The organism is Candidatus Poriferisodalis sp. (genome assembly GCF_965204195.1).
GTDB lineage: Bacteria > Actinomycetota > Acidimicrobiia > Acidimicrobiales > Poriferisodalaceae > Poriferisodalis.
The window spans coordinates 1,830,113-1,844,052 of record NZ_OZ241975.1 but is presented as its reverse complement, the minus strand read 5'-3'; the positions used below and the strand labels follow the sequence as shown (position 1 = coordinate 1,844,052).

The 13,940-nt window shown below is 67.1% G+C and carries 16 protein-coding genes and 1 tRNA gene; 10 read left to right on the top strand and 7 right to left on the bottom strand.

Annotated elements, in window-relative coordinates; genetic code table 11:
* The first annotated feature begins 14 nt into the window (after positions 1-14).
* Positions 15-1,028, top strand: coding sequence for an LLM class F420-dependent oxidoreductase (locus ACOGI8_RS08145; RefSeq protein ID WP_419853306.1), 1,014 nt, complete (start codon positions 15-17; stop codon positions 1,026-1,028).
* On the opposite strand, the gene ACOGI8_RS08140 is transcribed toward ACOGI8_RS08145, so the two are convergent.
* The gene (locus tag ACOGI8_RS08140; RefSeq protein WP_419853305.1) at positions 1,025-1,207 is read right to left on the bottom strand and encodes a hypothetical protein; all 183 of its coding nucleotides are present in this window, start codon (positions 1,205-1,207) and stop codon (positions 1,025-1,027) included. The two genes, ACOGI8_RS08145 and ACOGI8_RS08140, sit on opposite strands and share 4 nt — an antisense overlap.
* 14 nt (positions 1,208-1,221) lie before the next feature.
* Positions 1,222-1,617 carry a pyridoxamine 5'-phosphate oxidase family protein gene (locus ACOGI8_RS08135; RefSeq protein WP_419853304.1) on the bottom strand — a complete coding sequence of 132 codons (396 nt, stop codon included), beginning with the start codon at positions 1,615-1,617 and terminating at the stop codon, positions 1,222-1,224.
* Positions 1,618-1,717: 100 nt separating this feature from the next.
* Between ACOGI8_RS08135 and ACOGI8_RS08130 the strand changes: the two genes are divergently transcribed.
* The 3 genes from ACOGI8_RS08130 to ACOGI8_RS08120 all read left to right on the top strand — a co-directional run bounded on the left by ACOGI8_RS08130 (position 1,718) and on the right by ACOGI8_RS08120 (position 3,483).
* Positions 1,718-1,790, top strand: a tRNA-Ala gene (locus ACOGI8_RS08130).
* A gap of 260 nt (positions 1,791-2,050) precedes the next feature.
* Positions 2,051-2,635, top strand: a complete 585-nt coding sequence (locus ACOGI8_RS08125; protein ID WP_419853303.1) for a type IV toxin-antitoxin system AbiEi family antitoxin domain-containing protein — start codon at positions 2,051-2,053, stop codon at positions 2,633-2,635.
* On the top strand, positions 2,632-3,483 hold the full coding sequence (locus ACOGI8_RS08120; RefSeq protein ID WP_419853302.1) for a nucleotidyl transferase AbiEii/AbiGii toxin family protein: 852 nt from the start codon (positions 2,632-2,634) through the stop codon (positions 3,481-3,483). Before ACOGI8_RS08125 ends, ACOGI8_RS08120 begins: the two co-directional genes overlap by 4 nt.
* 488 nt (positions 3,484-3,971) lie before the next feature.
* Here the strand turns inward: ACOGI8_RS08120 and ACOGI8_RS08115 are convergent, their stop codons facing one another.
* Complete coding sequence (locus ACOGI8_RS08115) at positions 3,972-5,489, bottom strand: hypothetical protein (protein ID WP_419853301.1); 1,518 nt, start codon at positions 5,487-5,489, stop codon at positions 3,972-3,974.
* 396 nt (positions 5,490-5,885) lie between these two features.
* On the opposite strand from ACOGI8_RS08115, the gene ACOGI8_RS08110 reads away from it, so the two are divergent.
* Together ACOGI8_RS08110 and ACOGI8_RS08105 are read left to right on the top strand one after the other, a co-directional pair.
* Positions 5,886-6,473: a DUF4145 domain-containing protein gene (locus ACOGI8_RS08110; RefSeq protein WP_419853300.1), complete on the top strand. Its 588-nt coding sequence runs from the start codon at positions 5,886-5,888 to the stop codon at positions 6,471-6,473.
* 73 nt (positions 6,474-6,546) lie between these two features.
* Complete coding sequence (locus ACOGI8_RS08105) at positions 6,547-6,738, top strand: Ig-like domain-containing protein (RefSeq protein WP_419853299.1); 192 nt, start codon at positions 6,547-6,549, stop codon at positions 6,736-6,738.
* A 251-nt stretch (positions 6,739-6,989) separates the two neighbouring features.
* Here the strand turns inward: ACOGI8_RS08105 and ACOGI8_RS08100 are convergent, their stop codons facing one another.
* Positions 6,990-7,247, bottom strand: a complete 258-nt coding sequence (locus ACOGI8_RS08100; protein ID WP_419853298.1) for a helix-turn-helix transcriptional regulator — start codon at positions 7,245-7,247, stop codon at positions 6,990-6,992.
* Between the two features lie 379 nt (positions 7,248-7,626).
* On the opposite strand from ACOGI8_RS08100, the gene ACOGI8_RS08095 reads away from it, so the two are divergent.
* A complete protein-coding gene (locus ACOGI8_RS08095) occupies positions 7,627-9,033 on the top strand; it encodes a hypothetical protein (protein ID WP_419853297.1) in 1,407 nt (468 codons plus the stop codon).
* Positions 9,034-9,515: 482 nt separating this feature from the next.
* A complete protein-coding gene (locus ACOGI8_RS08090; protein ID WP_419853296.1) occupies positions 9,516-11,000 on the top strand; it encodes a hypothetical protein in 1,485 nt (494 codons plus the stop codon).
* Positions 11,001-11,220: 220 nt separating this feature from the next.
* On the opposite strand, the gene ACOGI8_RS08085 is transcribed toward ACOGI8_RS08090, so the two are convergent.
* On the bottom strand, positions 11,221-11,571 hold the full coding sequence (locus tag ACOGI8_RS08085) for a hypothetical protein (RefSeq protein ID WP_419853295.1): 351 nt from the start codon (positions 11,569-11,571) through the stop codon (positions 11,221-11,223).
* A gap of 101 nt (positions 11,572-11,672) precedes the next feature.
* On the opposite strand from ACOGI8_RS08085, the gene ACOGI8_RS08080 reads away from it, so the two are divergent.
* Positions 11,673-12,170: a hypothetical protein gene (locus ACOGI8_RS08080; RefSeq protein WP_419853294.1), complete on the top strand. Its 498-nt coding sequence runs from the start codon at positions 11,673-11,675 to the stop codon at positions 12,168-12,170.
* A 37-nt stretch (positions 12,171-12,207) separates the two neighbouring features.
* Here ACOGI8_RS08080 and ACOGI8_RS08075 read toward each other — a convergent pair whose 3' ends face one another.
* Positions 12,208-12,660, bottom strand: coding sequence for a hypothetical protein (locus tag ACOGI8_RS08075; protein ID WP_419853293.1), 453 nt, complete (start codon positions 12,658-12,660; stop codon positions 12,208-12,210).
* Positions 12,661-12,757: 97 nt separating this feature from the next.
* Here ACOGI8_RS08075 and ACOGI8_RS08070 point away from each other — a divergent pair, with 97 nt between their 5' ends.
* Positions 12,758-13,279 (top strand): hypothetical protein, encoded by a 522-nt coding sequence (locus ACOGI8_RS08070; RefSeq protein WP_419853292.1) that lies wholly within the window; start codon positions 12,758-12,760, stop codon positions 13,277-13,279.
* Between the two features lie 195 nt (positions 13,280-13,474).
* Here the strand turns inward: ACOGI8_RS08070 and ACOGI8_RS08065 are convergent, their stop codons facing one another.
* Positions 13,475-13,903 carry a nucleotidyltransferase family protein gene (locus ACOGI8_RS08065; RefSeq protein ID WP_419853291.1) on the bottom strand — a complete coding sequence of 143 codons (429 nt, stop codon included), beginning with the start codon at positions 13,901-13,903 and terminating at the stop codon, positions 13,475-13,477.
* Between the last annotated feature and the right edge of the window lie 37 nt (positions 13,904-13,940).

Below are 13,940 nucleotides of genomic sequence, written 5' to 3'. Positions count from 1 at the left end.
CTACTCTCCCCGCCATGAAGGTAGACGGCGGCCTCGGAGTCACAAGCGGATTCGACGACCTGATGGAGTCGAGTCGAGAACAAGAAGCGTTGGGTTACGACGGCTTGTGGGTGCCGGAGACCAGCCACGATCCGTTCACCATGCTCCCGCTCATCGCGCACGCGACCGAGTCGGTGGAGCTGGGCACGAGCATCGTGGTGGGCTTTGCCCGCAACCCGATGTCGCTGGCCTACAGCGCCAACGACATCCAGACGCTGTCGGAAGGGCGGTTCATCCTCGGCCTGGGCAGCCAGATCCGTCCGCACATCACCCGGCGTTTCTCAATGGAGTGGTCCAAGCCGGCGGCTCGCATGCGCGAGATGATCATGGCGATCAAGGCCATCTGGGACTGCTGGAACAACGGCGAGAAGCTGAACTTCCGCGGCGACTTCTACGAGCACACGCTGATGACGCCGTTCTTCGATCCGGGGCCGAATCCCTACGGCGCGCCACGGATGGCACTGGCGGGCGTGGGCCCCCTGATGACCGAGGTAGCCGGCGAGACCTGCGACATCTTCCTCTGCCACGGCTTCACCACCGAGAAGTACCTGCGTGAAGAGACGATTCCTGCAATCGAGCGGGGTGCCGCCCGGGCCGGACGTGACCCCAGCGAGATCACCATCTCGGGACCGTCGTTCATCGTCACCGGCAACACCGAAGAGGACATGGAGAAGGCGCGCCAGGCCACCAAGCAGCAGGTGGCCTTCTACGGCTCCACGCCGGCGTACCGGCCCGTGCTCGACTGCCATGGCTGGGGCGACATGCAGACCGAGCTGAACGCCATGTCCAAGGAGGGCCGCTGGGTCGAGATGGCCAACCTGGTCGACGACGACATCCTCGATGCATTCGCTGTCGTGGCCGAACCCGAGCAGGTGGCCACCGAGCTGAAGCGCCGCTTCGACGACGTGGTGGACCGGGTCAGCTTCTACGCCCCCTACAAGGGCGACCGCTCCCGCTGGCAGACCATCTTCGACGACCTGAAGAGCTAGCGACCGCTAGCTCCTTGCGCCGACTCCTCGTCATCCGCATCGGGGAACATCGGGAGTTCACGCTCGCTCATTTCGAGCATCTCGGCGAATGTGAACTTCTCGAACGGGTTCGGCCCGTTCGGATCCCCAACGCTCAAGTCAGGCAGCTTGTAGCCGGTCGAAGCCGGTATCTCAGGCACGAGGTGTCAACGTATCAGTCGTCACTTGCAGCGAGCGGGGCGCAGTCTGAGCTGCAGTTGGGATTGGTCGCCGGGATTGCCGGCGTTGCAGGCCGGTGCAGGACACCATTGGTCGGCCGCAGTTCCAGTTCGAGCCCGTCAGCCCCGTCGGCCGTGCGGGCCACGGCATCCACGATCATCGAGTAGCCGCCCGGCTCGTAGGGCGGCCACAGCACCGAGATCGTCGGCCGCTGCGCCACATTGGCCGCCGCCGAACGGCTGGCGCCGCACCGCAGCACGTCACCGTCGAGCCGCATCGCCAAGTGGGCGATGTGCGGCGTGGCGTCGTCGCGCACCGTCAGCACGTATGCAGCGTTGCCGAACTGCTCCATCTGCTTGCCGATGTCGCCGGGCTCCACGGGGATGCTCATGTGCCCGACGATATGCCCGCCACGCACCGCTCGCGCGCCGGATTGTCGATGTGGCTCCCCCTCGATTCAGAGCAGCGCGCTGGTATCGTCGTGAGGCCTCGGGGCTATAGCTCAGTTGGTAGAGCGCTTCCATGGCATGGAAGAGGTCAGGGGTTCAATTCCCCTTAGCTCCACCCGAGACCCCATCGCCGCCCTTGCTCCGATGGGACCACGATGCGGAATACTGCGAGGCACGTGTGATGATCCTCGACCGGCGACAACGCTGACACGCGCACGGGCCGCGAAGACGACCATCAGCCGAATAAGGGAGAAGAAGCCGTCTCGTCGGACGCGCCCGATCGGGCGAGAGCTCGGCTGCGAAAGCCAGGACAGCCCCGGTCGGCCGATGTCTGCATAGTGAATCGATTCATAGCCACATAGCTATCTTCTGGCTATGATTTCATACATATCCCCAACAACCATTCCGATCGCGTTTACGCACGCCCAGGCCCGTGACCTCGGGATCTCGAACCGCGACCTCGCGAAGCTGACCGCACAGGGCGACCTGGAACGCATTGCGCGCGGTATCTACGCCCGCGCCGGACACGGTGTCGACCCAGACCTTCTCGAGCTAGCTCTGCGCAGCCCTCACACGACCCTCTGCCTCACGACCGCCCTCGCTCACCACGACCTCACCGACGAGATCCCCCACACAATCGACGCCGCCTTGCCCCGTCACCACTGGCAGCCGAAGACACGGGCTCCCGTGACCTGGCATCGGTTCGACCGCGACACCTTCCACATCGGACGCGACGATCTTCACCTCGCCGACACGATCACCATTGCCATCTACAGTCCGGCGCGCTCGATCATCGACGCCTACCGCCTCCGTCATCGACTCGGCATCGACCTCGCACACACAGCCCTGCGCCGCTGGCTCAACCAACGCGGCAACCATCCCTCCGAGCTCCTCGAACTTGCCAGATCGTTCCCGCACGCCATGCCAGCACTTCGCGCCGCAATCGAAACCCTTCAATGAGCCCCCAGCCGAGCCGAGACACAACCGCGGGCGCCGCCTATCTCGACCTCCAGGCCGCCGCCCGTGCCACAGGTCGACCAGTCGACGAACTCTTCCAGCTCTACGCGCTGGAAGGCTTCCTCCGCCGCCTCGTCGAAACCGACCACGCCGCAACGTTCGTCCTCAAAGGCGGTGTCCTGCTCGCCGCCTATTCCGAAAGACGACCAACCCGCGACATCGACCTAGCCGGAACCGACATCGATGGCGACCTCACCGCCATCGAAAGCATCGTCGCCGACATCGTGACCGTGAATCTCGATGACGGCCTCGACCGGCTGGCCATCGCCAAGGTGGACGAGATCCGCGACGACGCGTCCTATCCAGGAATCCGCGCAACGGTCACCGGACAGCTGGACCGAGCGAGGCTCCGCTTCCACGTCGACATCAGCATCGGTGACCCGCTCTGGCCCGAACCAGACCTCGTCGAGCTCCCCCAACTCCTCGACGCCGAGCCAATCCCTGTCCGCGCCTACTCCGCCGAGCTGATCCTGGCCGAGAAGATCATCACCGCAATCCAGCGCGGGACAGCATCAACGCGCTGGCGCGACTTCGTCGACATCGCAGCGCTCGCCAAGGCCCAGCTCGACCTGACCCACCTCAGCGCATCACTACAGATGGTCGCGGACCATCGACAAGTGAGCATCCGCCCGTTGGCCGACGTCCTCGACGGCTACGCCGACCTGGCCCAAAGCAGATGGTCGGCCTGGCGCAATCGCCAAGCCCTCCACACCACACCAGAGCAATTCGCAGACCTCCTCAACCAGGTCATCACCTTCGCCGATCCACTCCTGCAGCCCCTCACCGACTGACGGTCTCCGGGATAGGGCGACACCGCCATCAGCAACCGACGCCAGCCGCCAGCCGCCAGCTGAATTCGTCAGCGGCAATGAGTCAACAGCCGCTAGCAAGTCTGTTAGCAAACGGCCCTCCGCACCTCGCTAAGTGACCGGCGACCTGCGGAAACGCAGCCCCCACAGCGTGACGGTGGTGCGTGTCGCACTCCCCCATCGGACAACGTCACCTAGCGCGATTGCGGTCAACTGCAGCTAGTGGACCCGGACACCGTAGAGCGGCACCAGCTCCGGCGATCTCACTCTGTCTGTGGTGTCAGGGGGAGACTGTCTTTCCGCAGGTCAGAGGCAGGGTTGAGTCTCCGGTTCCCCCCAGTTCCCCCCGTTCAAGTCCTCGCTAGTCGCCGGGCCTCGCCGGGGGTTGACATCTCGGATCGCGATTTGTCGCTCCGAATTGCGCCGCAGAATGGCCATCGGTGTCAGACCGAGACCTGGGACTCGAACGTCTAGGGCCGAGAGGTCGTTTTCGCTGTCCATGTCCAGATCGGATCGTCGAATTTGGGCGTCCTGACGGTCGCCCCGTTGAGCTTCTCGTAGCGCTCTCTGAGGCAGCGGCTGGTATCCAGCACGGTGATGCTTTGCGGCGCGTTCGTCTTGAGCATGTGTACGACCGCCGTGTCGGACGGCGGCAGGGAGTACCCCATCACGATCAGCTCTTTGGCCCGTTCGAGTCCTTGACGTGCGATGAGCCAGTTCTGGCGGATGATCTCGTGGTCGAACAGCGGCATCGTGGTGAAACAGGGCGGGATCACATAGGGCACCATCTGCGCCAGTCCCTGCCGGGACCGGTCGTCGCCATCGGTGTCGATCGCGTAGATGGGCAGTCCACGGCCGCTGCCGCCGGGGTACTGCCAGTCGATCGAGCCGTGGAGCTTCGAGAGGCGAAACCCCTCAGGTCGTGTGCGCCGTCCGGCCCGGGCGACTCCCATGTACGCCGTCGTCGGAGACAGTGGCACGGCGCGAATGTTGTTGGCGGCGAGCGGGCCTCCCTCGACTCCGATCGCGTCACTGTGCTTCTCCACGCAGCGCTCGATGATGGTGTCGTAGTTGAGCGTGATGACCGTGCTGCGATTCGCCTGCCAATGGGTAAGCAAGTCCACGAGCAGATCGGGGAAGCCGGTCTGGAAGGCCTGCGCTTCGGTTGAAGCGAGATGCTGGGCGAGCCACTTGGCGACACGCTGGAAGAGCGCGGTGGCCTCCGCGTTCTCCACCTCGCTGCGGTACGGCATCGGGGCAGCGAGGGAATCCAGCCAAGCCTCCACGTCGCTGGCGCCGTCCAGCCCGAACTTGTCGACAAGAGCCCAACGCTGCTGAGACGCGATGCGCTTGAGCGTCTCCAGCACCGCCGGCATCGTCGGCATCGCCTCGCTGCAAGCGCGCGAGAAGCCCGCGCCGAGGAGATACACCTGCCCGCTCCTGCTGCGAGTCGGCGACGGGCGATACGAGTCCTCGAACGCCTCGAGCAGCAACGTGGCAGCGTCGCCTGCGTTGCGCCGCTGGCTGTTCCACCAGTCCCAGCCATCGCCCGACCAGTCGCCGGATGCGCGATGGGCCATGAGCTCGCCGAGCTTGCGCTCTGCTTCGGCCCCGAGCGGCAGATCCCGTTCAGGCCCGGCGTTGCCCGCAGCGTCATAGTGAGGAGCTGCCTGCTGATGCATGACCTGGATTGCAGCGTGGATCGACCCCAGCAGCGTGTAGCCGTCGACCTCGTTGCCGCGCGCTCCTGGCAAGTCATGGAGACCGGTGCGCATGTCGTATGCCAGCGCGAACACATGGGAAAGGAATCGGCCCGGATCGCCCCTGCACTCGGGGCACTGCGACGGCTCGACGCGGTCCCACACATGAAGCAGCGCATTGCTCATCGCTGCGCGAACCTCGCCGAAGGAGTCGTGTCTGGCTTCGTGCTCCGCCAGCAGCTCGTCGGGCTCTTCGTATGCCGGATCGTCGGGATCGATGAGGCTCATTCGCATTTTCTATCGCTGGCCACGCCTCGGATCGACCGAGACGCGGCGGGGAATCCCGACGGCTCGCCTTCCCGGCAGCCTGCGGGACCGACATCCGCTCGCCCCGACGCCGGACTGCTGCCCAATCGCCTGCACCGACTCCGGGATGCCAGCAGCAATGCGCTTGGCGTGTGCAACCACCACCCACGCCAAAGGTGCCTGATCACCGACACCGAGTTTGAGAAACTGCGCACGCGGGTCCGCGACTGGTTCAATCGTCTTCCGAGTCGACGGCCGGCGAATCGCAGCGAACGCGGCTGAGCATCGGAGGATTAGGCAATGGCGAAAGAGTGTCCAGCCTGCGAATTCGACGCGGACGTTGACTGGCTCGGCGACACCGAACTCACGCTGACCGAGTTGCTCGACGAGATACCAGAGTCCTTAGACCTTGATATGCGTGGCAGCACTGTTTGGCTTGGGCGATGCACCGATGAGCGCTGTCTGTCACTCTCCTACTGGCTGCGATATCCCTCCGATAGATCGGCATTGGTGAGGCTCCATCGCGAAGTCAGGCAGCCGCCCGCATCGGGCCTCGCAGACGAGGAAAAGCGGCTCTACCGCGAAGCGGCCGCCGTCGCCTCCGCCTCACCCAGGGCTGCGTGTGCGTTGCTTCGTCTGCTGATGGAGTCCTACCTGAAGCGACACTTGGCCGATGTCGGCCGCTCGACCAGCCCACAGAAGCTGTACAAGCTGATCGAACTGGCCGAATCAGAACTTGGTCTCTCGACAACGCTCCAGCGTGGGCTCAGCGCAATCCGAGTTCAGGGCAACGAAGCCGCTCACGACATCTATGGCATCAGCGATGACACCAGCGACGAGACCGTGAATTGGCTGTTTGCCGCGATCGACCAGCTGGTCGACGAAGTCCATGTCAAGCCCCAGATTTGGGATCAACTCCGGCAGCGTCGTGCGCCAGATCGTGCGCCAGATGAGGAACCGTTCTAACGGTCCGACCCCAGCTTCGAGACGTCATCAGATATCTCAAACCGAATCTGCCTCGTCGAAACGGTTCCCGAATATGCGTCAGGTCAATGTGGCAGGCGCACTCTGCGACGCCGACGGCAACAACCTTGCCACCACCGCCGCCTCCTCGGACGAAGCTGTCGCCACCGTTGCCGTGGCCGCCGACCAGTCCGCACTGACGGTGGCCGGAGTGGCTGGGGGAACGGCGACGATCACCGTGACCGCCGAGGACCCCGAGGGCAACTAGGTCAGCGATGCCTTCGAGGTGTCGGTGGTCGAGGCCCCTGAGCCGGACCCGTCAGAGAAGCGCCCGGCTCTTATCGCAAGGATGAGTCCGTGGCGCTCTTCAAGCGAGTTGGCGTGTCGCGGGCGACGATGGTCACCGCCGCCGCGTGAGCGGGTGCCGTTCGACTCATTCAGCGCCGTGCCGTCGCGGCTGCGGCAGTGTCTGTGGCCATCGGCGAGCGCGTCCCGACCGTAGTCGCCGCGCACGGCAAGTCACGCTGCAGTGCCGACGATGCCCGACGCCCGCGGGCGTCCCTCGATCCAGGCGCCGATCTCGTCGGCACGCCACCGCACGGCCCGTCGGCTGATGCGCAGCGGCTCGGGAAAGTCGCCCTCGCGCATCGCCCGGTACAGCGAGCTCGTCGACATGCCCGTCAGCCGCTCCACCTCCGGACGCGAAAGCAGCATCGGCCGCTCAGGCGAAGCCATCGGGCCTTGGGGGGCATCGGACTGCGGGTCGATGGGTCTCATGGGCGACACCGTCGCGCCGGCAGCGCTACACCAGACGACCCCGCACGACTTGTCGCCGCGACACCGCCATGTAGCGGACCTGTAGCGGCGTCGCGAGCATGCCGCAACACCCTGTCGCGAGCGTCGCGGCAGGCTGTCGCGACAGGAACACACGCTTGCATTCAAATGCCGATGGACATGTCGCGTACATGCCACTGCACGCTCGGCCTATGTCGTGTGGATATGCCGAGTTACGTGCGACCTGTGAACGGTTTCGCTATAAGCGTGTATGTGTTTGCGGGTTTCTGACTAGTGTCTGGGGGCATGAGTTCTCACCCGTCTTCTGACCCCCCCCCCCCCGGGACTTAGTACCGCAGGGCGTCGGCCGCGAGGGCCCGGCGTGAGGAGGGCCCCGGTTCGGCGCCGCGGCAGGCGATCGCTTGCTGCGGCGTTCGTCGCGTTGGTGCTCGGCGCGGTGCTGGCGGCCGTGCCGCCGCCGGCGTCTGCCCACTGGGAGGCACCATACGACCACCAGCATTTCGGTGTGATGTCCACTGCTGTGCTGGGCTATGAGGGCACCACCGTCCAAGTGAAGCTCCGCAAGAGCATCAACTACGGCGGGGCGTTGACGTTGAACATCGGCTACTCCAATGCGTCCGCGGGCTTCTCCAAGACTGCGGACTTGACCTCGGCGCCGAGCTCCGTCACGATCCCGTCGAGCCAGCACGAGGCCACGCTGTCGATTCAGATCGCTGCTGACAGCTTGCAGGAAGCCGATGAGAGCGTCGTGCTGACCTTCACCACCAGCAATACCCGCTACAGCCCGGTGCCTCAGAACAGCGATCCCAATGCACGCGCTACGAACAAGGTCCTGCTGACGATCCCGGCGAACAAGTACTTCCGGGTGGGCAATGCTGCTGTGTACGAGGGTCAGCGCGCCGTGGTGGATGTCTGGCTGACTGCCAATGCGCCCACGGGCGGTCTGGCGTTCAGCGTTGCCAACAACCTGGGCACCACCGGCGCGGCGACGGCAGATGACCTGGACGCGATACTGCCCACGTCGGTGACGGTGCCCGCGGGCCAGCGCAGGGTGAGCCTGTCGATCCCGATCAAGCAGGACGCGGGCAACAGCGAGGCGTTCGAGTCGTTCACCCTCACGTTCAGCACCACGGTGGCCGGCTGGGCGCCGTTCAACAACAACGACTCGATAGGCGACTACAACACCGCGACGGTGTCGATCTGGAGCGATGAGATTGAGTGCCTCGAATTTCCCTCGAACAGTGGCTGCGGAGACGGCAGCGGCGCTACCGAAGGCGCCATAGAGATCGTGCGGCGTCCCACCGGCGAGAACGCGGACCTGATCTGGCAGATCTACGACTGGCGCGACGACCTGTGCTGCGTGCACATCAAGGCCCACACCGACCGCTGGAACCGTGCGCTGCTGGGGCTGGGCCAGGCGGTGTCGGACTCCACGCTCACGCCCATGACCGCAGCCGAGGCCCAGGCGTTCGCGGATCGCGGCTGGACGCGCTGGACTGCGGTGGCTGCTGCGCTGGAGAAGCTGGAGTCCGCCAACTCTCATGCGGCGCTGATCGCCCAGATCCACGGCTGGCGCGACGACCCGCGTTGGAGCTGGCAGGCGGCCCATGTGGCCCGCTGGGACCGCGCCCTGCTCGCGCTCGGCGAGACCGTGTCCGACACCACCCTGACACCGATGACCGCCGCAGAGGCCCAAGCCTTCGTCGACAACGGCTGGACCCGCTGGACCGACGTCGCCGCCGCTCTCAAGGCCATCGAGGCCGGCTAAACCTGCGCGCACGCCGCCACATTCGAACTCCGAGACGGGCACTGCCGACGGGCAACGCGCCCTGCGCCGCTGCGCGGAACGCGAAGCCGCAATGCGACGAGCCGGGACGACGACTCCGGCGCGGCGATCGACCTGCAGCACAGAGTCACAGCCCGCTGGGCCGTGGCGGCACAGGGATGACGGCTTGACGTCGCTCGGCGGCGAGGGCTTCTTGCAGGGGCGCGAGGGCGTGGGCGGAGGGGCTGGGGGTGTACCGTCTGGTGCTGCATGTGCAGGCAGTGGTATCTGTGTTGACAGTGCGTGTATTCGGGAATTACTGTGTGCGTCTGTGTGTCGGACGCATTCGAGGACATGTCGAGCTGACAGGAGAGGCACAGTGATGCAGACGCAGCTTCGGACCCCCCCCCCCCCGCAGTTCTGAGCCGCAGCGGCTGCGCGCTGGCCGTCGTCGTGGGCGGTGGCGCGCTGGGCTGATTGTCGGGGTGCTGGCGGCGGCGGTGTGTGTGCCGCTGGCGGCGCCCGCGCAGGCCCAGCAGGCCACCTCGGCGCTGAGCTGGGTGGGTCACACCGAGCTGACCAGCGAGAGCATCAACCTCGGTTCCCACAGTACGACTGATCCTGACCCCGGGTACGAAACGCTGTACATCAACGTGTCGCCGCCGCTGGCGCAGCGCTCCTCTGTGATGGTCGAGTTCGTCGCCAACCAGGCGACGCTGGACGATGTCTTGTGGCCCTCCTCGGGGGTGAACAGCGTGGCGATTCCCGCGGGGCAGTCGCACGTGTCGCTGCAGGTCCACGGGACCGACGACGGCAAGACCGAGGGCATCGAGTACGCATATTTCCGGCTGGTCAAGGTGCCCGGCGAGCCCTACACGGTCCCCTCGGGGAACAACGCCCGCATAGATGTCGGCATCATCGACACGTCGATCGCGATCCCGGCCAGTGCCGATGCGCGGCGCGGTGTGGTGTTCGGCGGTGCCGTGTCGGGGGCGCGGCAGGTGCGCCGCCTGACGGTGACACCGGGGTCGTCGGCGGACTACACGGTGCGGCTGGCCAGCGCGCCCAGCGACACGGTGAGCATCCTGGCCTACCAGCGCACCGAGCGCCCCACCGACATCTCGTTCTCGCCGGCCAAGCTGACGTTCACCACCTCGAACTGGGCCATCCCCCAGACCGTCACCGTGAGCGCTCCGTCGGCTGCGGACGGCCTGCGCTACATCGTCCAGCACGTCGCCCACAGCACCGACGACGACTACGAAAGCGCCGCCTATTTCCGGGGTTTGGGTGTGGATTCGCGCTCGCATCTGCGGGTCGAGGTGACCTCGTCGACCCAGCCCGCCAACAGCGTCCCCGAGTTTGGGGGTGTGTCGGTCCCCGATCAGAACGCTCCGCCTGTGGGCGGGCAGGATCCGTCCGAGCCCGACGACCCGCCCGGTGAGGGGCCCGGGCAGGGCCCGGGCGAGTCCGGCGGTGCGACGGAGAGCGCCACCGAGAGCGTGACCCGTCCCGCCGGTCAGCACGCGGCGTTGGTGGCACAGGTGCGCGGGTGGCGTGACGATCCGTGCTGCGCGCACAGCACGGCCCATACCGACCGGTGGGACCGCGTGCTGGTCACGCTCGGCCAGACCGTCGCCGACGGCACGCTGACCGCCATGACCGCCGCGGAAGCGCAGACCTTCGCCGACCGCGGCTGGACCCGCTGGACCGGCGTGGCCGAAACCCTGCGCCAGATCGAGGCCCGCGTGGCGTTGGTGGCGCAGGTGCGCGGGTGGCGTGACGATCCGTGCTGCGCGCACAGCACGGCCCATACCGACCGGTGGGACCGCGTGCTGGTCACGCTCGGCGAGACCGTCGCGGACAGCACGCTGACCGCGATGGGCGCCGCAGAAGCGCAGACCTTCGCCGATCGCGGCTGGACCCGCTGGACCGCAGTAGCCGAAGCCCTGCGCCAACTCGAAGCCGGCTAAGCCTGCACGCACGCCGGCGCACCGGCCGCGCTGCGACATTCGAAGTCCAGGACGGACCCGGCGACGGGCACCGCGCCCCGTGCCGTTGCGCGGAACGCGAAGCCGCAACGTGACGAGCCGGGACGCCGCCCGACGCCCTGCCTACTCCGCTGGAGCGGGGCGCGGCAGGCCGCGGTCCCCAGGCCGGCCAGCCGATCTGTGTCGTGGCCTGGCAGTCGAGTCATGGCATGGCGAGGCAGGCAAAGCCTGGCTTGGGATGGCGAGCCAGGGCCGGCGCGGCAAACAGTTCCCCCAGATCATCGAGACTCGATGTGCAACGAGGCGCGGCCGATTCAGCGGCGGCAACTCGCTTTCCATCTCCCAGGCCCAAATCGCCACCTACGCCATCCAGCTCGCCGCCAACGGTGGTGTCGACGAGGCCGTCGACTGGGGCGAGCCGATCGGCCGCCCCGACGAGGATGCCCGACGCGTCGACCCCGCCGGCGTCGGCGCGGCCGCGGCCGCCGCGCACGCCGTGCTCGGTTGGGTGCTCGATCAGCTCGACCTCGATGCCGAAGTGCTCGACGGGCATCGACGGTGGATCGCGAGCCGCCAAAGACGTTTCGATCGGGCGGCGGCCGCACCGTCCGCCCAGCAGCGGCCCGCAGGCGCATCGCTAGAGTGCGCCGAGTCGTGTCGGATCGGGATGTCGTGGTCGGGGTGCACTGGCCGAATGAGCAGTTCGGCCCCAGCGGCAGTTGGGCGTTCGACCCCGACCGGGTCTACCGCCAGGGGTACCGCCGCCCGCTGATGCCGTGGGGACTGTGGACCTCGCCAAAGACCAGCCCGAACGGCTGGGGCCGCTGCCGGGCCGCCGCCGAACTCGACAGCATCGACACCCACCACTGGGAGATCACCCTCGACGTCAGCGACATGCTGACCCTGAGCTGCTCCGCCGACGTCCCCGCCGAGTTCCGCTGGGAACTCGCCGAACTCGGCTTCGAGCTCAAGGGCTGGGACGTCAACTGGCGCGCCATCCAAGACGCCGGCCACAGCGGCGTCCACATCCCCCATTGGCAGCCAGAGGACGACCCGCACTTCGGCGGGCAGTGGTGGTCCAGGTTCGACTGCTCCAGCACCGTCACCTGGGACCTCGCTGCAGTGATGGACGTCGACGGGCCGTTCGGCTGACGCCTGCGACGAGCTGTGCCGGGACCGTGGGGGCCTCTCAGGGCCCGTCCGGCCCCTGCGACGCATCCAGCGCGGTCGTGTCGACGGCTGTGAGCTCGGGATCGTGGTCGAACAGCTCGGCTGCTATCGCGGGATACTCGACCGCGAACGCGGCCCACGCTTCTCTGATGGCGGGATCGAAGCCGGGCGGGGCCCTGTCAACCCACTCGACCTCGTCAACGTCGATGACGTTCACAGATGCCGCGGCGCTGTCACCTGCGGCGCCCTGCAGGAACGGCGGATTCATGCCGAGCACCGGGTCGTCGTCGAACAGCTCCGCGCAGATGTCGTCGTAGCGGTCGCCGAAGCGGGCGAACGCTTCTGCGACCTTCGCTGGGTAGCCGTCGGGCAGCCAACGGTACGACTCGGCAGGCAGATCGGCGGCACCGTCGGCACCCGACACGTCAGCGCGGCCGGCTCGGCGAGGGGTCGAGGATGTCTCGGGTTCCATCGGGCGGGCGGCTCCGGTGTCGGCCGACGCGGCCACGATACTTCCGGTCGCCGGCCTGTCGGCATGATCGCGGCGATCAGGCGCTTAGGGTGCCTGGATGGCCAAGAACCGTCCGCGGACGCCAGCCACACGAGTACAGGTCGAGTTGGCCAGATCGCATCCGCAGGCGCCGCGCCGTCCTGCGGACCGGCCCGCCGCACCGGCGGCGCCCGGTCAGCCGAACCAGGACGGCCCCCAGGGCCGCCTGTGGGCCGACAACTCACCCGAGCCGCGCGCCGCTGCTGCTGGCGCGGCACCGGCCGCCGCGAGCGACGCCGCGACCCCGCCGCCGAGCGCAGACGCCGGCCAGCCACCGCGAGCCGCCGACGGGGCGGACGACCGGCGTCCCCGGTCGCGCTACGCATACATGGTCACCGAGCTCGAGCACGTCGTACAGCTGCGACGGCGCTACGACGACCTCGCCGAGCAGAAGAAGCAGGCCCACGACGACTGGCTCGCAGCAGTCCACAACGCCGCCTCCAACGGCGTGAAGCTCCAGGACATCGCCGCCGAGTCCGGCGTCACCCGATCAGGCCTGTACCAGACGCTGTCGGTGTGGCGCCGCCGGCACGGCCGATAGCCCCCGCGCCCCCGTTCTGTCTGTCCGATGCCCCATTCGCGCACATCTGACTGTGCGTGACAGGGACATCAGCATTTCGATGCAAGCGTGTGTCCCGAAACCTGCTCGCTCTTGGCTCAGCGCGCGGCAGCCCGCGGCACCCGCCGCGTCGATTCCCTGGGCGCCCCGGCAGCGAGCCGCGCAGCAGGCTCAGCTCTATGCGCCCACATCGGCCGAGCGGTTATGCCACGCGCCGGCCGGGTCATCTCTCCAGCTTGGACAGTCCGGGGTTTCTCCGAGGTCGATTGCGTCTTTGAGCATGTCGCTGTGACGTTCGGTGAGAGCGCCGCGGGAGATCACGTCGACTTTGGTGCCCAGCAGTTCCTCGAGGCCGATCTGGAGATGGGCCACGTCCAGAAGGGTCGTGCCTGCGGCGAAGTTCACCAGGAAGTCGAAGTCGCTGCGTTCGGTGTCCTCGCTGCGGGCCATCGATCCGACCAGGGCGACCGCGGTCGCGTTAGACGCGGCCGCTATGCGCAGGATCTCTTCGCGGTGCTCGACCAGGGCCGCGTCGCGGCGGCTGGCGCCGCCGGCGGGCGCGACGGCATCTCGGCGGCCCTCGTCTGGGTCAGGCTCTGCGGACATGCGCCCAGCATGAACCACGCAAGCGGTGGACGCGAAG